Raw genomic sequence first — 17,924 nt, forward strand, 5'->3', positions numbered from 1 at the left:
TAATGAAAATAATAAGAAAGCCCCGCAACCGCTGTGGGGCTTTTTGTTTTCGCGTGATTTGTTTTCGCGTGATTTGCTATTTTTGCGTGACGTGATGGATACGCAAGCCAGAAGCTTTCTCTTTATGCTGCCGCGTGGACTTGCGGAAAATCGAGAGTAGGGTGTTTGGTTACGATAGAACGATAGCCATAAACCTGCGCAATGCGCTCAGGAGTGAGTACTTTCCATGGCGTATCATCGCAAACGAGCTTACCATCATGCAGTAAAACCAAACGGTCTGAGTATTGCGAAGCTAAGTTTAGATCGTGCAGTACGATAATCACCGCAGCATTATTCTTTTTAGCAGCCTCACGAGCGATATTGAGCGTGTTGTGCTGGTGGGCCAAATCTAATGCTGACGTCGGCTCGTCCAACATTAGGATCTTTCTATCATTTGATTGGTGCAATTGGGTTAGCACACGTGCGAGGTGTAAACGCTGCTTTTCACCGCCAGATAAGGCGGGGTAGAGTCTATCGGCTAAATGCAGCACATCCGTTTTAGCCATATAGTGAAGCGCTAATTCAGATGTTTCTCTATGAGTAATAGAAAGAGGAATAGCGCCCAGTTCAACCACTTCTCTCGCTAAGAAAGGAAACGTTAGCGTACTATGCTGAGGTAGCATCGCAACGTGTCTCGCACTCTCTGCTGGCTCCCAGTCGTTTTTCTGCTTACCAAAGAACTGGATGTCATTGTGAGAGGGAACTTCACCGCACAGCAGCTTCAACAAAGTACTTTTACCTGCGCCATTAGGGCCTAACAAAGCGGTTACTTCTCCTGCACGAATATCAATGCTGATATCGTCTAGTACGACTTGGTTTCCGTATCTCATTGAAATATTTCTGCCAGACAAAACGATGTCGTTCATTAAAGGCTCTTCCCTTTTTGTTGGAACAGTAAGTAGATAAAGAAGGGGGTACCTATCAGGGCAGTGATGATGCCTACAGGGAGCTCTGCAGGAGCAACCACAACACGAGCAAACATATCAGCTGCAGTAAGAAGCAAGGCTCCCATCAATGCAGAAATAGGCAGCAGCGTACGATGATCGGGACCAGCAAGCATGCGACCTAGGTGAGGGATCACTAGGCCGATAAAGCCAATCGCACCACTTATGCTTACTGTGATACCGACCCCTATCGCCGATAGAAGAATGAGCTGTCGTTTGAGTTTTTGAACGGGAACACCAAGGTGCCTTGCCTCCGGTTCACCCAACAGCAGTGCATTTAACGACATGGCTTTTTTCTGGAACCAGAACATCAGCAACGCAAGTGCTGCGGCAGCTAAACCAATTCCTGACCAGTTTGCCCCTGCTAATGAACCCATGGACCAAAGTGTTAAATCACGGAGCATTTGGTCGTCAGCGATAAAGTTCATAAAATTGATCGCTGCACCAGAAAGGGCGGTGATCGCGACCCCCGCGAGTAACATGATAGTCACAGAGGTACCAAACTTGCTCGTGCCTAACCAGTAAACCAACAAGGTTGTGATCGCGCCACCCAAGAAGGCGAAAAAAGGCAGCGCTGCTAAGTTTACTAGTGCCGGGTAGTTTTGACTAACGTCAGCAAATACGACGATCGCAAATGCACCACCAAGCGCTGCACCAGCAGAGACCCCGATGATGCCCGGCTCGGCAAGTGGATTACGAAATAGCCCCTGCATGACAACGCCGCAAATAGCGAGAATTGCTCCGATAAACATACATAGAATAGTACGAGGAAGTCGGATTTCGTTGATGACTAACTGAATATGAGGAGCAAGGTCAGAACCTGCACCAATTAAGCTACTCAAGCTGTCTGAGAAGCTGATATTCATTGGACCTACGGTTATGGACGCTACTGCGATAAAGACCAAAATGGCAGACAGCGCAAGTAAGGTAGTCGATAAAGGGATACGTCTTAACAACATTAAATTTCTCTAAGGGTACAGCAGTTCGTTGAGGCGCTTAGCTTCAGAAAGACTTTGAAGACCAAGGCCACCAACAAGGGCATGGCCATCAATAGTGATGATATTTTTCTTTATTCCAGCCGGTGTTGCAGCAAGCAAAGGCATGGCTTTCAAAATAGCATCCGCTCCCCCCATAGTTTGGTAACTGCGGCCACTTACAAGGATCATATCTGGTTGCATTTCTACCATGGCTTCTGTAGATAAGGGCTTATAGGAAGAAATTTTACCTGCTGCTGGGTTTTTACCTCCGGCTAACTGAATGATTGCGTCTGGTGTCGTTTCAGAGCCGGCGACATTGGCAGCACGACCCTCATGGATCAGCAGAAAAAGGACTTTCTTCTTGTCGCCTGTCGTTGGTTGGTTGCCCTTCAAGGCTTCTACTTGCTTTTTAACTTGATTTTTTAGTGCGGTTGCGCGTTCTTTTCGATGCATGATAGTGGCAATTTGGTCGATACGAGTGACCAAACCTTCGACATTTGCTTCCGTGTTTACCACCTCTACGTCAATACCTGCAGACCTTAATTGAGCTAACGTTGTGTTTGGCCCCATCTCGTCAGAACCAATTACTTTGGTCGGGCTTAATGCAAGCAAACCTTCTGCTGACAAGCGTCGATGGTAGCCGACATCAGGCAGTACCACATCCTCTGGCAGTTGACTGGTTACATCAACGGCAACAAGAGTTTCTATCGCATCAAGAGCGATGATCAGTTCTGTTACCGCACTTCCAGCACTAACAACGCGCTCAGGTGATGGCGCTTCACGGGCAAAAAGGTTTGTGCTTGCCAGCATAACGACGGTAAGGGTAAGAGCAGTACGAATAGGCGAAAATGTTTTGTTCATTAGTCTTTTCTCAATCTTGAGTTTTTTACTGCGACTCTTCAGTGAGCAATTGAGTCGCTTGTATTCCATTTTCTTGCAAAAAGCCAAGAAGCTTTACTAGCGATTGAATATCGGCGGTTTTCTCCGCGCCAATAACAATGGGTTTATCGGTTGATTTACTCTCTTCTATTAGCGCTATCGTGAAGTTTTCCCAGTCAATGTAGGCCTTACCGTTGATCGCCCAGTGTGGCGCTTCTTCAAGGATGTTTACTGTAATGGATTGCTTGTCTACCTCAGACACTGCTTGGGAGTCAGTACTCGGTAGGTTGACATCAAGTGAGTCAAGTTTTACTGCGGCGGTCAGCATTAGGAAAACCATCACAATAAAAATGATGTCTAACAAAGGAGTAAGATCCGGAGTCAAACCTTGGCTATCGCTATTTTTGGGGGCCTGAATCATGACAACTTAACCTTGGATGGACTTGCTATCTTGGTAATAGATGGGTTTTTCTCTGGAGATACATGCTGTAGAGAGATGCCTTCAAGCCAAAGGTTGACATAATTTAGTGTATGTTCAAGCTTAGCGATGACACGATCAGCCCAAAGGCCAATCAGCTGCGCCCCAGATATTGCAGGCAGTGCGATGATTAAACCCGCAGCCGTTGTGCGCATTGCAAGGCCTAAACCATCAGCTAGGTCGTTTGGTGTTATGTTACCGGTAGAAGAAGCAATGCCTTTAAACATGTCTATCAAGCCAAGCACCGTACCTAGAAGACCAATTAGCGGGCTGATCACACCGATTAATGTCAGTAAACGAAGACCCGAGTGTAATTGGTGTCGTTTCTCTTGTAGCCAAATGCCAGCAGCATCCTCACGTAATGACTTAGAAAAAGAATGGTGAGCAAGCAACATAGCAACGCCCCGATACAGCAACGGGCGCTTGTCAGAAAGTTCATCGGCAAGGGCCTCGATGTCTTTATTATTGGTTGGATCAAGATTGGTCAACTTTTGACGAATTGCGTGTTTGCCAACCCCTAAGCTTATGAATACATGAAAAAGTCTCTCCGCAATGATCATAACGGTCAGTGCTGAGCAAATAATTAGAGGCCAAGTCATTAGGCCAAACTGGGTTTGTAAATGTTGTAGCTGTTCCATTATCCATCCAATTTAAAGCGAACTGGGATTTGAACCCGATGGGCGACTTTTTGCCCACCAGAAATATGGGGAGAGAATTGCCATTGTTTGATGGCACGTAGGGCAGAGACGTCGAGCATCTGAGCGCCTGATGATTCGATAAGTACTTGTTTGATTTGGTTGCCGTTTTCATCCAACCACACTTCATAAAGGGCAACGCCTTCAATACCGCGTTTAAGAGCTGAACGCGGGTAAATAGGCTGAATTGGTCTAGATACATAGGTTGGTTGATCAATCATGACAGGTTGCGTGCTTGCCCCTTTTGATTGGCTTGCAGTTGCCGTTTGTTGATGTTGAACAGGCTTTTTAGCGACGTTATCTGCCACTTTTTCTTTTGGCTGCGGCTGTTTTTTTGCGACCGACTTTGGAGTGGGCGTTTTTTTAACGGGCTTTGGCTTCTTTTTCGCTGTGTTTTTCTTAACCGCTTCTTTTTTCACCACCGGTTTCTTGACCGCTTTTTTGGTTGGCTTAGGTACTGGTTTTGGTTCCAGTTTTTTGTTCGTTTTCGGCAGTTTCTCGTCTACGACGTCTTGTGGGGTTGGTTGTGTCTGCGGCGGCATTGGCGCTGAAACTAAATTCAAGCTAACTGAGCTGATCGGAACGCCAGCTGACATCGCGAATACCTTCGTTTCTTGGGAGAAAAAAAGAAGCGCAGCGTGCAGCACGACAGAAGCACTTCCTGCGATGGCATATCTTCTCACGTTCACTGCTAAACCTCGGAAGTAGGAATCATTATCAACTAGAAAGATTATCACTCGAAAAGAAAATGAGATCAATTATTAATTGCATTATCATTACGGTGAATTTATGATCATTATAGCTTCTTTGAAATGTGTCTCAAGCCTTGTGTGATGGGCCACGAGCGAGTTTTTGTGAGTTTTGAATTTATAAAATTTAACAGTGCAATGCTCGGGTGTGATAGCCCCGGTCCGATCAGTTACGTATAGAGTGATGGGATTTGTGTGAACTTCAAAGCTTGGTCTGGTGCTAACCCTTGCAGTTAGCGCGGGTGCTTTTCTCATGCTCAAGCCTTTAATGAGGCGTTGACTTAAGAGATGAAGGACAAAATGACAAAAGTGTCTAATAGTTAGATAGACAGGTAAATAGCGTAGATCGACAGTCAAATAGAGTTAATAGATAAGATGATGGAATCCATTAAGCAACAGGTTGAAACGTTACTGGAACAAGAGCCTCAACTTCTTTCAGGTGCTATGGCTAAGCGTCTTGGCGTGTCTGAATTTGAGGTAGTAGCGGCACTACCAAAACAAATGGTCGGAGTGACGTCTGGTGACCAAGCCCAAAGTATCCTCGAAGGGCTCGTCGGCTTCGGTCCGGTTACAACGATTGTTCAATCTTTTGGTTCTATTTTCGAAGTTATGGCGCCTTTCCCTAAGGGGAAAGTCGCACATGGTTACTACAACCTGATGGGCAAAAATGGTGAGCTTCATGGTCACCTCAATCTGGAAAATGTAAAAAACGTCGCGTTAGTAAGCCGTATTTCTAAGGGGCGTGAGAGTCACTACTTCGGCTTCTTCTCTGAATGTGGTAGCAATATCTTCAAGATTTACCTTGGTCGCGATAAAAAACGCGAACTTATTGAAGAGCAAGTTACCGCATTTCGCGCCATGCAAGCGAAGTTGAATAAATAGATTCTAATCTGAGTAGTCACCGATACATAGTGTATGAAGCGATACCTATCAACCGACAGGGTAGATAACGCGGACTTATCGAGAATACTCGATTTCAAATTTGGAAAATAAAGTAATTAAAGTTAGGTATCAAAATGGATCAGCAAGTGAAACAAGAACGTTTACAAAGTCGACTAGGGCCAGAGATTAAGGAATTTCGTCAAGAGCGTCGCACGATTCAACTCGCAACTGTTGATGTGCAAGGCCGCCCAAACGTAAGTTACGCACCGTACGTACAAAATCAAGAAGGTTATTTCGTTCTTATTTCCCAGATAGCTCGTCACGCACGCAATCTACTCGATAATCCAAACGTATCTTTGATGATGATTGAAGATGAAGACGTTTCAAAACAGCTGTTTGCTCGTAAACGTCTGACGTTTGATGCGGTTGCGGAAGTCGTTGAGCGCGATACTGAAATGTGGCAACAAGTTGTTGGCCAGATGAAAGAGCGCTTTGGTGAAGTTATCGACGGCCTGAGTCAATTAGAAGACTTTGTCTTGTTCAACTTGAAGGTAGAGCAAGGACTATTTGTCAAAGGTTTTGGTCAGGCTTACCAGGTCTCGCGCGATGATTTGGTTGACTTTGTGCACCTTAAAGTCGGTCATAAGAAAATCAATAAAGATTAAAAGCGGTTTTCTAATAAATGATTGCCCAAAGGGAGTTAGGTTATACTGGCTCCCTTTTTATTTCACCAAAAGCACAGAGAAAGAGCATGAAGCCCGTAAGCAAGAAACTTGACGAGATTTGTTATCCATTTATCTATGAAGACAGCCCGGTCTGTGATTTTGAGATTACTGCAGATGAGCTATGTAGCCGAATTGGATTTGTGTTGTCGATGGAGTTAGATGACTTTAGCCGAGATATTCTGACTCGGATGCAGCCAAACATATATCATGTTAATGGTTCTATTCGTGGCAAGCTAGCGATCACGGAAACAGAGGTCGATGAGCTTAAAGCAGACTATGACTTGATCAAGGCAAAGATTGGTGGTGGCTTCAAAGGGTTTGTGCTTCCGGGTGGTCATCCAACGTCAAGCCAGTTGCACCTGTGTCGCTGTCAAGCGAAGAAGGTGGTTCGTGCCTTGGTTGCCGTTGAACACTCTGGTGAGAAGCAACCGGCCCCAATACTATTTCGCTACTCAAACCTGCTTGCCAACGTCCTCTACAGTTTGGCTTCCTATATCAATCACATGTATCAAGTCGAAGAAAGCGAGTTTGTGTCTCGCAGCTACACAATGCCAAAATAGCCAGTCTCTAACAATTGAGTCACTGTCTGTGCGAAATGTAGTAACTATCGGCACTTGGCGAAATCATTATCATTAAGAGGCCATCGCTTTGATTTCTAGGTCTTTTGCGCCGCGCAGCATTGCTTCGATCAAATCGCCTGCGTTGAACTTTTCTAATGCTTCATGTGCGCCAACTTGATGGGCGCGATCGACACAAATTTCGCTAGATAGAGATGTGTGAAGAATACAATAAGAGTGATTCAGCGTGGGATCGTTTTGAACTTCAAACGCAAGTTCATAACCATCTAACCCTGGCATTTCAATATCACTCACCAGAAGATCAATTGGGCGGTTGGCTTGAGCATCTCGTTTCATTAAATTGAGTGCATCAGCGCCGTTTTTGCAAATTTGATAAGGGATGTTGATGCGGTCTAATGCATCACACAACTGCTTACGCGCGATAGAAGAGTCATCCACTAAAAGAATGTTCAGTGTTTTTAGGCGTTCACGCTCTACGTCAGTCAACATTGGAATCTTGGTATTTTCATATTGAGGGTAGATCTTCGAAAGCAGAAGTTCTACGTCCAACATCTGAACGAGCTTTTCTTTGTAATGAGTAATACCCGTAACAAAGATATTGTGACCTGCACTCACAGGCGGTGACTCAATGGCCTTCCAATCACACTCAATGATCTTCTCGATATTTCTCACCATGAAAGCCACAACGGTTCTCAAGCAATCGGTCACAATCAAGTAGCATTTTTGGTATTCCTCCTCCTGAATAGGGCGAAACCCAATCGCGGCAGCCATATCGATAACTGGCACTGTCAAATTACGAATTGTTACCGTTCCAATAACGTGGTGATGTGAGTGGGGAATCTTGGTCGTTGGCATGTAAGGCACAATCTCACGGACTTTAAGTGTGCCAATTGCGAAGTTCTGTTGTAGGGTGAGCTTAAACACCAACATGCCTTGAGACTGGTTCGCTTTGCTCGCGACTTTTGCCATGAAGATAGCCTTTTCGATACTGCTGACTTATGCATTTAATTTAATCTTATCAGGCGAGAGCTTCAACCGTAGGACGGGGAAAAGTGAGCTTTTTAGGAAATAGCGCAAAGAAAAGTGACATTAAGGAAGTCCGAGGGTTAATTCTTACCTATCAAGTTATTTTCGCTGGCCCTAAAACTTTGGTGCTAGATGGTAAAATTTGAGAAATTATTGCGATATTGAAGCGATTAGGTAAACTTGCGCTACCCAAACAGTGAGAGACAGACACATGGCAAATACAGCAGCTGCTTTGCACATTCTTGTAAAGCACAAAGAACAAGCTGAAGACATTATCCAGCAACTTAAGAAAGGGGCTAAATTCCAGACATTGGCAAAGAAATATTCGACTTGCCCATCTGGTAAAAAGGGTGGTGACTTAGGTGAGTTTCGTCGTGGTCAGATGGTGCCACAGTTTGATAAGGTTTGTTTCTCAGGTGAGGTGCTCACTCCACACCTCGTAAAAACCAAATTCGGTTGGCACGTTGTAAAGGTGCTATACCGAACTTAAAAAATAGCGCGTCTATCGCGCTTTTTTTACCCCTATTTTTCACTCTCCATTGATATTTCCTTAATCTGCTCCTCGGGGTTTCTGCGTGATGCTACTCATTGATGCAGGTTAGCCGTTTTCATTGACGCAGCACTCGTTGCGTAGGAAGCCAATCACGGTATCTAAGCATTCGTACTCCGCTACACAATACAAAGTGCGACCTTCACGGCGCTGACTGATCAAGCCTGCCGAGGCAAGACTCGAGATGTGATGGGAAAGCGTAGAAGCAGGAATGCCAAGTTTATCTTGTACGCCACCAACTGCGATACCTTCATAGCCTGCTTTGACCACCTCTTTATAGATACATAAACGGGTAGGGTGCCCGAGTTCTTTAAGTGCTTTTGCTATAGCTTCGAGTTCCATACCGACCTTTGGATTGACAGGAGAGAGTTATGTTTCGATGATAGTGAAAGTATGGATGAATAGCAAACCAGAAAAATTACAAATCTAATTCATTGATTAATAGGTTTAAAATTTATATTTCGACTCTTATCGAAATATAATGGTTGACGCACTGTTTTTTATTTCTATAATTCTAAGAATACAGAAATGAAGATGTCAACTTCATTTGAGAGTTTAATGTTACTGATATTACTTCAGTAGGAGAATTAATATGAATCCAGAGATCATGAATATGTTCAAAGAAGCGCTTGATATGTTTGCGTTTCTCGCTGCCGAACTCATCATCCTATTTTTAGCGATCAGCTATATTGTGGGTGTATTACAAGATTTCCTAACGCCAGAGAAAATTCAATCAATCCTGAGCTCAAAAAAGGGCAAAGGTTACTTTATTGCCGCATTATTGGGGTCGATCACACCATTTTGTTCTTGCTCAACGATCCCTTTCTTAAAAGGCTTATTGCGGGCAAGAGCGGGTTTTGGACCAATGATGGTATTCCTATTTGCCAGTCCACTGCTTAATCCAGTGATCATTGGCTTATTTGTGGTGACCTTTGGTTGGAAAGTGGCAGTATTCTACTTTGCTATCGCAATGACGGTATCAGTAGTCGCAGGTTACGTTCTTGAAAAGCTTGGTTTTGAGCGTTATGTAAAACCAGAGGCATACGAAGCCGTAGAGAGTACTTCATGCGGCACATCTTGCGGTGATTCAAGCAAGAAAAAAGAACAAGCGAAACCAGTATCAAGCTGCGGTACCAGCGCTTGTGGTGAACCTGCGCCAGTTGCAGTAAAAACATCATGCTGTAGTGAGCCAGCACCTGTGGTAACGAAAACATCTTGTTGTGGTGACGCTCCAAAAGCAGAGCTTAAAGTGGAAGTGTCTTGCTGTTCAACTGACGGTAGTGCAACAGCGACGAGCATGGAAGAAAAAGAGCCTAGCCGCTGGGTACGTATTTGGCACTCAACATGGAAAGACTTTAAACAAGTATTCCCTTACCTAATGATGGGCATTGCGATTGGTTCATTCATCTATGGCTTCATCCCTACGGATCTTATTGCGGAATACGCTGGTGAAGCGAAATGGTACGCGATTCCAGTCGCTGCAATCATTGGTATTCCGTTGTACATCCGTGCAGAGGCCGTTATTCCACTAAGTGCGGCACTAGTACAAAAAGGGATGGCTCTTGGTTCTGTAATGGCACTGATCATCGGTAGTGCAGGTGCAAGTCTTACAGAGGTGATTTTGCTGAAATCAATCTTTAAGAACCAAATGATTGCCGCCTTCCTATTTGTCATCCTAAGTATGGCAATGGGGGCTGGTTACCTCTACACCTTTATCTTCGCTTAATTGAAGTAAAACAGAACGATCATTTCTGCTAAAAACAAAAATCCCCAACATGACTTGGGGATTTTTATTGCTATAGTTTAATGCTTAATGCTTAATGCTTAATGCTTATCGCTCGCCAAGCACTTCAAACTCATCGTAAGTAAGGCGAGCTTGGCCATCTTCTTGAACTTCCCATCGCTCTTTGTGTACCACGCCGAACGCTTTGTTCATTGTCCAATCTGATTTAAGAATGTAACCATTTTCGCTGTCTTTTTCCCACTTAGTGTTTGTGTAATCGACACTGTTGAAGCCTTGGTCCATGATGTGTTGCCAAAACCCTTGGATCGCTTCACGTCCTTCAAATGTACCAAATGGTTTCGCTATCATAATGCAGTCTTCAGTGTACTGCGCTGCGCAACCTGCAGCATCTTGATTGTTAAAAGCGATTTGCCACCTTGAGATACCTGCTTGTGCACGTTCTAAAGCTGATTGAGCCACTGTGAATTTCCTGTGATTGGTGTTTGTTTGTGTCGCTATCATAGGGTTAGAATTAAAGCTTAAAAACAAACAAATCAGAAATGAGTGTTCTGTTAAATAGAACAATAAGGAAAGCGATGAATAAGCTGCGGTTAATGTCTCTGTTCGTTCATATTGTGGAGTGTGGCTCAATCTCGAAAGCAGCAGAGAAGTTGGAACTCTCTAAGTCGGTGCTCAGCTCTGCCCTTAAGCAGCTTGAGCAAGAGTTAGATATGTGTTTACTCAAGCGTACAACTAGGAGACAAACATTGACTTCTGCAGGCGAACGCTTTTATGAGCAATGTGCGCAGATGACAAAACAGGCGGAAGAGGCGTGGTTAGAAGCGGCAGAGTTAAAGCAAGTCCCGATGGGAACCATTACCGTTACCGCACCAAATGCGTTGATGCGTACTATAATATTACCTGCTTTAACGGATGCTTTTGTACAGTACCCTGATGTGCATTTAAATTTAGTCAGCGACGATAAGCATGTTGATATTATTCAGCAGGGTATTGATCTTGCGGTGAGAGTCGGGGTGTCTGGTGATTCGAATATTAAACAACGAAAAGTAGGGCAGTTTTGCGACGTATTATGTCGAGCCAAAGAGACGTATACGGATATTGAAAGTGCTTCTTATATCGCCCAACACTGGCAGATAGAACCGATTGCCCATAACTTTGCTCTGAATGGGCAAGATCACCAAGTGCAATACTCAGTAACGCATCGTGCAAATACTGTATTCGATGTGGCGACTCTTCTAGAAATGGGACTAGGCTTTGGAGTTCTGCCTGATTTTATGCTGAAATCGAACCCGCTTCTCGAACCTGTACCTAATGCGATAGCGTCGGAAGCAAATCCTATCTATGTATTGCATCCCTTTCAAGCCCATGTTCCGATGTCGGTGACATTAGCGATACAGGCAATTGAAGCGCGTATCGAAGAAGTGATTTCATGTGGGAAGTGATGGAGAGAGCGCTATGACAAAAGAAGAAACTGAGATGAACATTGTTAGTTGTTCATTTAAGTCAAAAAATTAGCATTATTTCACTCCATGCTTGGCTCTATTTGTCACAAAAAAACCTCCCGATGTGGGAGGTTTTGGCGTTTATTGAGGTTGCTCTTTACAAGGGCTCAACTCTTGAACGTTTTCTTCGTTGAAGTCATCCGCATACCCTTTCGGTGGTGGTGTCCAACCACGTTCTGAGCGAGAGAGTTTGTCATGACGGTCTCTGCGCATCTCTTCCGCCATCCTCTCTTCAAGGTGAATAAATAGCTGACGGAAGTTGTTATCATAACGTTCTCCCTCAGAGTCATCGGCCCATGCTTCATACAGCATGTCAGACTTATGGCATTCGACGCGTCGATAGGTTGATTTCTGTTGCTCAGTGTAGAACGGGTGCATGCCAATGGTTTTCATCGCATGCCCACCAATCTCCAGCGCAGAGTGGTAAGTCTCCGATTCGATGATGTCTGCACCTGCCTGGCGTAGCAGGTAGCCATGACCACGATCGAATGCACGAGCAATGATGGTCACATTCGGGTAGCTGTGCTTAACGTACTTTACTAAGTCAACACTGGCTTCTTGGTTGTCAATCGCCACCACAAGTGCTGAAGCGTGTTCAATACCCGCCGTATGAAGCATATCAGGTCGAGTGGCATCGCCGAAGTAAGCTCGTGTACCGATCTGACGCATGTTATCGATTTGACTGGCCTGGTGGTCAAGAACCACTGTATCTACACCATTAGATACGAGTAAGCGGTTTACTATTTGACCAAAACGACCGATGCCAGCAATGATAACCGTGCCTTGCTCTTCAATCGTATCACTTTCACGATCGTTCGACTCACTCTCAAAGCGAGGAAGGATGACTTTGTCGAACAGGATGAATAGCCCTGGCGTTAGGAACATTGAGATGGCCACAACCAGTGCTAGAGTTTGTGAAAGCTCAAATGGAATCACGTGGTTTTGCGTTGAGAAACTCAGTAAGACAAAGCCAAACTCACCAGCTTGCGCAAGACTTAACGTAAATAGCCAGCGGTTGCTACCTTTTATACGGAAGATGAGAGCGAGGGTAAACAGAATGGCTGCTTTCAGTGCCATCACGCAGAGCGTTAATCCGATGATCAGCCCAAAGTCACTGAACAGTACAGAGAAGTCAATACCCGCACCAACGGTAATAAAGAACAGCCCAAGCAACAAGCCTTTAAATGGCTCAATATTAGATTCCAGCTCGTGGCGGAACTCACTGTTTGCTAACACCACGCCAGCTAAGAACGTCCCCAAGGCAGGGGATAGTCCAACTAAGCTCATCAATGCTGCAATACCGATCACCAGCATTAATGCCGTTGCAGTGAAGATTTCACGCAGTCCGGAGTTCGCCACGTAGCGGAAGAGTGGACGACTTAAGAAGTGTCCGCCTACAACGACGGTGGCAACAGAGGCAGTAATTACGAGTCCATATGCCCAACCAGGGAGGCCAGCGACTAGGCTGAGTTCTTCGTGATGTTCTGCGGCTGATTGAGCCGCAGACTGCGCTTGCTCGACGAGCTCAGGCAGTGCTAATAGCGGGATAAACGCCAGCATAGGAATAACAGCGATATCTTGGAAAAGCAGTACTGAGAACGCGTTTTGACCACCTTCAGTCTTGGTCAGCCCTTTTTCACTAAAGGTTTGCAGGACAATTGCGGTAGAAGATAACGCGAAAATTAAGCCGATCGCGAGCGCAATTGTCCATGGTTGATCAAAGTAAAGCGCGATTGCCATGATCAGTGCCGCTGTACCACCTACTTGAAGGCCTCCGAGCCCCATCAAGCGGTTTCGCATTGCCCACAGCATTTTGGGTTCAAGCTCTAAACCAACGAGGAATAACATCATCACCACACCAAACTCGGCAAAGTGTTGGATTGTCGTCGTTTCTTCACCAACTAGGCCAATGATCGGGCCAATAACCACACCGGCAATCAAATAACCAAGTACTGAGCCTAAGCCCAAGCGTTTTGCTAAAGGAACGGCAATAACAGCGGCAATGAGATAAACAAAGGCTTGAAGAAATATCCCTGTCATGATGTTTCCTTAACCAGTTGTGGGAGGGCGCTATTGAGTTTGATGAGTGAAGCCGCCGCTTTGAGATCGAGTGCATCACTGACTAACGCATTAAGCAGCGTTTTGTAACGCTCAAGATGTTGGGCGATGCGGTTTTCTTCTCGTGCGGTTCGAGAGCCAAACATGGCTAATGGCGCAATGTAATGCATACCTGTGAGTGCCGACATTTGCTCGATAGGTGCAAGCAATTCTCGAATCGTAAAATGGTTATACCCTGCAGCTTTATAGGCTTCTTCTTTACCGCCAGCAGATAGTACACAGAGCATTGTTTTTCCTTGCAGTTCTATACCTTCAGAACCGTAAGCAAATCCGTATTCTAATACGAGATCTTGCCACTCTTTTAGAATGGACGGAGTTGAGTACCAGTACAATGGGAACTGGAAAATGACTACGTCATGCTCGCGTAAACGCTGTTGTTCTCGGTCTATATTGATGTTGAAGTGTGGGTATTCGGCGTATAGGTCGACACAAGTCACGCCATCTATTTGTTGAGCAGCCTCAAAAAGAGGGGCATTGACTTCGGAGCGATGCGGCGAAGGGTGTGCAAAGAGAACTAGCACTTTTTTATTGACCATAGGAATCCTTGTTACACGTCAAAAGCATTTTTGGCATAAGAATGAAAGACCTTGTGTTTGTTGTAACAAACTGTAAATCAAGCCAGTTTAACTTATCTATTCTGGTGAATTAACATAGAAAAGTGAAGATCGCGTTCAGTAAAAATCAGAAAATGATGACGTTATGTACTCGCAGAACGCAAAAATCGGCGCCGTGCATTTGGTTCTCGAGTCATTGGTTGTTGATTTAAGCGAGATGGTATAGCGAATTTTCGTTCTCGGACGATTAGAATTTTTTTGGAAGGTTTAGAGGGACTTTTGAGAGAATTAACCCCTTGAGGCAGACGCTCAAAGGGTTAAGATATCAGCGGTTACTGTTGTAGCGAGCTAAAGTGGCTTCTTCCGTCGTTACCACTGTTTTTCCTATCGGAGCAAGAGAGATAACGGCAAGTTTTAAGTGCTGAAGTGCAAACGGAATACCGATAATGGTGACAAAGCAAGCCACTGCTGAAAGCACATGCCCGATTGCCAACCAGAGACCTGCAAATACAAACCAAAGCACATTACCTATAAAGCCAAGTGGGCTTGTGCCTATGTCTATTTCATTGGTCAATGCATCTCTCGAAACGGCCTCTTTACCGAATGGGAAGAACGAGAAGTTACCCATTACAAAACAGGCGCGCCCCCATGGGATGCCTATGATACTAATGAATGCTAGCAGTCCGAAGAACCACCATAGCAAACCCATGAATACGCCACCGAATACAAACCAGATGATGTTGCCGAGTGTTCTCATTTAAAACCCTTTTTGATTTATAACGACCCATTAAGTATGTCACACGAATCTTAACAGAGGATGAATGGAGGCACTTTATCTCAAATAAGCCACCATTGATGAGAATGTATGGATGAAAAGCCAATTGCACCAATAAAATTGGCCGCAGTGTGCTTGGTCTGGGAAAGCGTCGTGAAAGCAACGATTTCCTGAAGGAAGAACGATGATAAAAAAGCCTGACTCACTTCAGCGGTCAGGCTTTATTAGATGTTATCTCTTTAGGGTGTCCTACAAATTAGGGTGCCCTACAAACTCCGATTAAGAAGCTCTGCATGTTTTAAAGATATCCAGTTTTCCGTCGTAAGCATTGGTTTCAATGTCCATTACACCCAGCAACGAGTGGAAAACATTATCGTGCGAATGCGTTTCCGTTTTCTGGGCTTCTTGCGCTAAGCAATCAGCATTGATGTGTTTGGCTTGTTTGAAGCCCGGTGACATCCAAAGCATCATAGGAACACGTTTTTGAAAGTCCGGAGCTAAGCCATACGGCATGCCATGTAAGAATAAGCCATTTTCGCCCAGAGATTCGCCGTGATCAGAGACGTAGATCAGAGCGGTATTGTATTTCTCCTCCAATGCTTTTAATTTCGCAATGGTTTTATCTAAGACAAAGTCTGTGTAGCGAATGGTATTATCGTAGGAGTTAACGATTTGCTCAACGCTGCAGTTTTCAATGTCTGCACGAGGACAGTCTGGTTGGAAAAACGCTTTGTCTTTTGGGTAGCGTTGGAAATACGTAGGACCATGGCTACCAATTAAATGCAATGCAACAATGCGGTTGCCTTGCATACTTTCGATTTGATCATCTAAGTTGTTTAACAATGCCATGTCATAACAGGTTCTGCCGTTGCACAATTCGTTTTTCTGGCTGCGGTCTACTTCGATCTTATGGATCTTATTTGCAACGCCTTTGTCACCACCATCGTTTTCTTTCCACAGTAAATCGATGCCCGCTCGCTGCATGATTTCCAAGGCATTATCTTGGTTATCCGCTTTACTCCGCTCAAAATCTCGGCGAGGCAGTTGAGAGAACATACAAGGTACAGAGACAGCGGTCGCCGTGCCGCAAGAAGAGACGTCTTGGAACGAAATTATATCTAATTTACTGGTGTATGGGTTGGTTTCACGTTCATAACCGTTGATTTGGTAATTCTGGGTACGTGCTGTCTCACCGACCACAAAGACGAGTAGCGTTGGCTTCTCTTTCGCTTGCTCTAGAGCCTGTTGGGATTGTTTGGCATCCGAACCTATTTCACGATATGGCTCTGGTGTTGTCAGATAGGTCTCTTTGACATAGCTAGAGATCGCATAAACAAACTGAGTGGGGATGATGACTTTTTTCAGGTAGCTATTGTTTCGACCGACAGACGCATAATCTTGGTAATACAAGCTTGCAATCATTGCGATAACAGCCAACGACGCCAGCATTGATGCCACCTTAGTCAGGGTAAATCGAAGCCACTTGCCCTCTAAAGGTTTGAGTTTTATCTTAAAAACAAGAAACGCCGGGATAACACCCATCAATACTGTCCAGATGACCGAATAGGCACTTAAGTATGAGGTGGCTTCACTGCTGTCCGTCTCGGCAATGTTGGTGATCATGCCAGTATCAAAGAGGATACCGTAGTTGTAGCCAGCGTAACTCACCATGCTTGAGGTGATCAGCAGCAAGATAAAAAACGGCTTACTTATCCAAGGCCAACTAAATAGGTTGAATAAGAAGTTCAGTGCTGCAAAAAAGAAGATTGGAATCGTAATAATGAAACCGATCTTCACTTGCTCCAGACTCGAGAAAATGTGTACTAGCTGTTCGTAAATCGGGATGTTTACTACAAGAGCAAAGTACAAAGCGAGTAAAAGTGTAAAGGTAACGTGTGAGAGACCTTTGGTTGGGAATTCAATTGTCTTCATGATAATTCTGCTCAGGGTGACTAAATTAGAATCGATGCCCAAACAAATAGGGCAAGAACAAGCGCAACAAATACGGCTGCAGAACCTATGTCTTTGGCCCTTCCACTGAGCTCATGCCAGTCATCGCTGACACGATCGACAACCGCTTCGACGGCGGAGTTAAGTAATTCAACGATGACAACGAGCAATAGGCTGCTGATCATCAATGTTCGTTCGAGCATGGTCACAGGAAGCAAGAATGCACAGATAGAAAGTACGAGTGTAAGTACCAGTTCTTGTCTGAAAGCGGCTTCGTGAATCCATGCTGCTTTCAATCCTTGAAATGAGTAGCCGGTGGCGTCCAATATCCGGCGAATGCCTGTTTTACCTGGTTTCAAAATATGACCTTTTATACTACTTAGCCTAAAAAAGAGGATGCTCGGTGAGAAAGCTCCTCAGATAACAGAAGAGCATCGAATTGAGAAAATATAAAACTACTGCTTCGGACGTGAAATAACTGTGAAAAAGGAGCGTCCGACGCTAGATTTTGTCAATTTGATGCGGATTTATACGCTAGGACCCTGGGTCGTAGACGGTATCGCTTTATTTGCTGGACGTTTGCGTATAGCAAGCACTTGAGTGATTGGTGCTACCAATAGCATCAGCGCTATTTTTACTTCCGTTCTCACTGTTTCTGCCTTAACGACTTTTTTCTAACTAGCCATTGGTATAAGAACAATTCAAGTTCGTGTTCTGCTTGGTCAGCATTGGTCACATCAACAATGGGGGTGAAGATAC

General features: G+C 44.7%; 20 protein-coding genes. 6 read left to right on the top strand and 14 right to left on the bottom strand.

Going from position 1 to position 17,924, the window contains the following annotated elements; translation table 11 throughout:
• Nucleotides 1-122: 122 nt before the first annotated feature.
• Genes AND4_RS00825 through AND4_RS00850 form a run of 6 tightly spaced genes read right to left on the bottom strand, consistent with a single transcriptional unit; the run spans nucleotide 123 to nucleotide 4,701 of the window.
• Nucleotides 123-905, bottom strand: coding sequence for a heme ABC transporter ATP-binding protein (locus AND4_RS00825; protein ID WP_009840967.1), 783 nt, complete (start codon nucleotides 903-905; stop codon nucleotides 123-125).
• On the bottom strand, nucleotides 905-1,942 hold the full coding sequence (locus AND4_RS00830; RefSeq protein WP_009840968.1) for an iron ABC transporter permease: 1,038 nt from the start codon (nucleotides 1,940-1,942) through the stop codon (nucleotides 905-907). The genes AND4_RS00825 and AND4_RS00830 overlap by 1 nt, the downstream gene beginning before the upstream one ends.
• A gap of 9 nt (nucleotides 1,943-1,951) precedes the next feature.
• The gene (locus AND4_RS00835) at nucleotides 1,952-2,821 is read right to left on the bottom strand and encodes a hemin ABC transporter substrate-binding protein (RefSeq protein ID WP_009840969.1); all 870 of its coding nucleotides are present in this window, start codon (nucleotides 2,819-2,821) and stop codon (nucleotides 1,952-1,954) included.
• Between the two features lie 25 nt (nucleotides 2,822-2,846).
• A complete protein-coding gene (locus AND4_RS00840; RefSeq protein WP_009840970.1) occupies nucleotides 2,847-3,260 on the bottom strand; it encodes a biopolymer transporter ExbD in 414 nt (137 codons plus the stop codon).
• Nucleotides 3,257-3,955 (bottom strand): MotA/TolQ/ExbB proton channel family protein, encoded by a 699-nt coding sequence (locus AND4_RS00845; RefSeq protein ID WP_009840971.1) that lies wholly within the window; start codon nucleotides 3,953-3,955, stop codon nucleotides 3,257-3,259. Before AND4_RS00845 ends, AND4_RS00840 begins: the two co-directional genes overlap by 4 nt.
• A complete protein-coding gene (locus AND4_RS00850; protein ID WP_083796249.1) occupies nucleotides 3,955-4,701 on the bottom strand; it encodes an energy transducer TonB in 747 nt (248 codons plus the stop codon). Before AND4_RS00850 ends, AND4_RS00845 begins: the two co-directional genes overlap by 1 nt.
• 438 nt (nucleotides 4,702-5,139) lie before the next feature.
• On the opposite strand from AND4_RS00850, the gene hutX reads away from it, so the two are divergent.
• The 3 genes from hutX (at nucleotide 5,140) to AND4_RS00865 (ending at nucleotide 6,928) form a co-directional block, all read left to right on the top strand.
• A complete protein-coding gene (hutX, locus tag AND4_RS00855; protein WP_009840973.1) occupies nucleotides 5,140-5,643 on the top strand; it encodes a heme utilization cystosolic carrier protein HutX in 504 nt (167 codons plus the stop codon).
• Between the two features lie 134 nt (nucleotides 5,644-5,777).
• On the top strand, nucleotides 5,778-6,308 hold the full coding sequence (hutZ, locus tag AND4_RS00860; RefSeq protein WP_009840974.1) for a heme utilization protein HutZ: 531 nt from the start codon (nucleotides 5,778-5,780) through the stop codon (nucleotides 6,306-6,308).
• An 86-nt stretch (nucleotides 6,309-6,394) separates the two neighbouring features.
• A complete protein-coding gene (locus tag AND4_RS00865; protein ID WP_009840975.1) occupies nucleotides 6,395-6,928 on the top strand; it encodes an ATP:cob(I)alamin adenosyltransferase in 534 nt (177 codons plus the stop codon).
• A 72-nt stretch (nucleotides 6,929-7,000) separates the two neighbouring features.
• Here the strand turns inward: AND4_RS00865 and AND4_RS00870 are convergent, their stop codons facing one another.
• Complete coding sequence (locus AND4_RS00870; protein ID WP_009840976.1) at nucleotides 7,001-7,915, bottom strand: chemotaxis protein; 915 nt, start codon at nucleotides 7,913-7,915, stop codon at nucleotides 7,001-7,003.
• A 268-nt stretch (nucleotides 7,916-8,183) separates the two neighbouring features.
• Here AND4_RS00870 and ppiC point away from each other — a divergent pair, with 268 nt between their 5' ends.
• On the top strand, nucleotides 8,184-8,462 hold the full coding sequence (ppiC, locus tag AND4_RS00875) for a peptidylprolyl isomerase PpiC (RefSeq protein WP_009840977.1): 279 nt from the start codon (nucleotides 8,184-8,186) through the stop codon (nucleotides 8,460-8,462).
• A gap of 108 nt (nucleotides 8,463-8,570) precedes the next feature.
• Here ppiC and AND4_RS00880 read toward each other — a convergent pair whose 3' ends face one another.
• The gene (locus tag AND4_RS00880) at nucleotides 8,571-8,864 is read right to left on the bottom strand and encodes a metalloregulator ArsR/SmtB family transcription factor (RefSeq protein ID WP_009840978.1); all 294 of its coding nucleotides are present in this window, start codon (nucleotides 8,862-8,864) and stop codon (nucleotides 8,571-8,573) included.
• Nucleotides 8,865-9,114: 250 nt separating this feature from the next.
• On the opposite strand from AND4_RS00880, the gene AND4_RS00885 reads away from it, so the two are divergent.
• The gene (locus AND4_RS00885; protein WP_009840979.1) at nucleotides 9,115-10,248 is read left to right on the top strand and encodes a permease; all 1,134 of its coding nucleotides are present in this window, start codon (nucleotides 9,115-9,117) and stop codon (nucleotides 10,246-10,248) included.
• 105 nt (nucleotides 10,249-10,353) lie between these two features.
• On the opposite strand, the gene AND4_RS00890 is transcribed toward AND4_RS00885, so the two are convergent.
• Nucleotides 10,354-10,725 (bottom strand): nuclear transport factor 2 family protein, encoded by a 372-nt coding sequence (locus AND4_RS00890; RefSeq protein WP_009840980.1) that lies wholly within the window; start codon nucleotides 10,723-10,725, stop codon nucleotides 10,354-10,356.
• 116 nt (nucleotides 10,726-10,841) lie between these two features.
• Between AND4_RS00890 and AND4_RS00895 the strand changes: the two genes are divergently transcribed.
• Nucleotides 10,842-11,708, top strand: coding sequence for a LysR family transcriptional regulator (locus tag AND4_RS00895; protein WP_009840981.1), 867 nt, complete (start codon nucleotides 10,842-10,844; stop codon nucleotides 11,706-11,708).
• Between the two features lie 141 nt (nucleotides 11,709-11,849).
• Here the strand turns inward: AND4_RS00895 and AND4_RS00900 are convergent, their stop codons facing one another.
• The 5 genes from AND4_RS00900 to AND4_RS00920 all read right to left on the bottom strand — a co-directional run bounded on the left by AND4_RS00900 (nucleotide 11,850) and on the right by AND4_RS00920 (nucleotide 17,524).
• The gene (locus AND4_RS00900) at nucleotides 11,850-13,808 is read right to left on the bottom strand and encodes a monovalent cation:proton antiporter-2 (CPA2) family protein (protein WP_009840982.1); all 1,959 of its coding nucleotides are present in this window, start codon (nucleotides 13,806-13,808) and stop codon (nucleotides 11,850-11,852) included.
• Nucleotides 13,805-14,422 (bottom strand): NAD(P)H-dependent oxidoreductase, encoded by a 618-nt coding sequence (locus AND4_RS00905; protein ID WP_009840983.1) that lies wholly within the window; start codon nucleotides 14,420-14,422, stop codon nucleotides 13,805-13,807. Before AND4_RS00905 ends, AND4_RS00900 begins: the two co-directional genes overlap by 4 nt.
• Nucleotides 14,423-14,765: 343 nt before the next feature.
• On the bottom strand, nucleotides 14,766-15,197 hold the full coding sequence (locus AND4_RS00910) for a YccF domain-containing protein (protein ID WP_009840984.1): 432 nt from the start codon (nucleotides 15,195-15,197) through the stop codon (nucleotides 14,766-14,768).
• A gap of 297 nt (nucleotides 15,198-15,494) precedes the next feature.
• Complete coding sequence (locus AND4_RS00915; RefSeq protein WP_009840985.1) at nucleotides 15,495-17,147, bottom strand: phosphoethanolamine--lipid A transferase; 1,653 nt, start codon at nucleotides 17,145-17,147, stop codon at nucleotides 15,495-15,497.
• Between the two features lie 20 nt (nucleotides 17,148-17,167).
• Nucleotides 17,168-17,524 carry a diacylglycerol kinase gene (locus tag AND4_RS00920; RefSeq protein ID WP_043991380.1) on the bottom strand — a complete coding sequence of 119 codons (357 nt, stop codon included), beginning with the start codon at nucleotides 17,522-17,524 and terminating at the stop codon, nucleotides 17,168-17,170.
• Between the last annotated feature and the right edge of the window lie 400 nt (nucleotides 17,525-17,924).

Source organism: Vibrio sp. AND4 (assembly GCF_000171815.1).
GTDB lineage: Bacteria > Pseudomonadota > Gammaproteobacteria > Enterobacterales > Vibrionaceae > Vibrio.

Excerpts from the sequence above, each read along its gene's own strand:
- AND4_RS00825 (WP_009840967.1), bottom strand. The coding sequence starts at position 905 with ATGAACGACATCGTTTTGTCTGGCAGAAATATTTCAATGAGATACGGA.
- AND4_RS00830 (WP_009840968.1), bottom strand. The coding sequence starts at position 1,942 with ATGTTGTTAAGACGTATCCCTTTATCGACTACCTTACTTGCGCTGTCT.
- AND4_RS00835 (WP_009840969.1), bottom strand. The coding sequence starts at position 2,821 with ATGAACAAAACATTTTCGCCTATTCGTACTGCTCTTACCCTTACCGTC.
- AND4_RS00840 (WP_009840970.1), bottom strand. The coding sequence starts at position 3,260 with ATGATTCAGGCCCCCAAAAATAGCGATAGCCAAGGTTTGACTCCGGAT.
- AND4_RS00845 (WP_009840971.1), bottom strand. The coding sequence starts at position 3,955 with ATGGAACAGCTACAACATTTACAAACCCAGTTTGGCCTAATGACTTGG.
- hutX (WP_009840973.1), top strand. The coding sequence starts at position 5,140 with ATGGAATCCATTAAGCAACAGGTTGAAACGTTACTGGAACAAGAGCCT.
- hutZ (WP_009840974.1), top strand. The coding sequence starts at position 5,778 with ATGGATCAGCAAGTGAAACAAGAACGTTTACAAAGTCGACTAGGGCCA.
- AND4_RS00865 (WP_009840975.1), top strand. The coding sequence starts at position 6,395 with ATGAAGCCCGTAAGCAAGAAACTTGACGAGATTTGTTATCCATTTATC.
- AND4_RS00870 (WP_009840976.1), bottom strand. The coding sequence starts at position 7,915 with ATGGCAAAAGTCGCGAGCAAAGCGAACCAGTCTCAAGGCATGTTGGTG.
- ppiC (WP_009840977.1), top strand. The coding sequence starts at position 8,184 with ATGGCAAATACAGCAGCTGCTTTGCACATTCTTGTAAAGCACAAAGAA.
- AND4_RS00880 (WP_009840978.1), bottom strand. The coding sequence starts at position 8,864 with ATGGAACTCGAAGCTATAGCAAAAGCACTTAAAGAACTCGGGCACCCT.
- AND4_RS00885 (WP_009840979.1), top strand. The coding sequence starts at position 9,115 with ATGAATCCAGAGATCATGAATATGTTCAAAGAAGCGCTTGATATGTTT.
- AND4_RS00895 (WP_009840981.1), top strand. The coding sequence starts at position 10,842 with ATGAATAAGCTGCGGTTAATGTCTCTGTTCGTTCATATTGTGGAGTGT.
- AND4_RS00900 (WP_009840982.1), bottom strand. The coding sequence starts at position 13,808 with ATGACAGGGATATTTCTTCAAGCCTTTGTTTATCTCATTGCCGCTGTT.
- AND4_RS00905 (WP_009840983.1), bottom strand. The coding sequence starts at position 14,422 with ATGGTCAATAAAAAAGTGCTAGTTCTCTTTGCACACCCTTCGCCGCAT.
- AND4_RS00910 (WP_009840984.1), bottom strand. The coding sequence starts at position 15,197 with ATGAGAACACTCGGCAACATCATCTGGTTTGTATTCGGTGGCGTATTC.
- AND4_RS00915 (WP_009840985.1), bottom strand. The coding sequence starts at position 17,147 with ATGAAGACAATTGAATTCCCAACCAAAGGTCTCTCACACGTTACCTTT.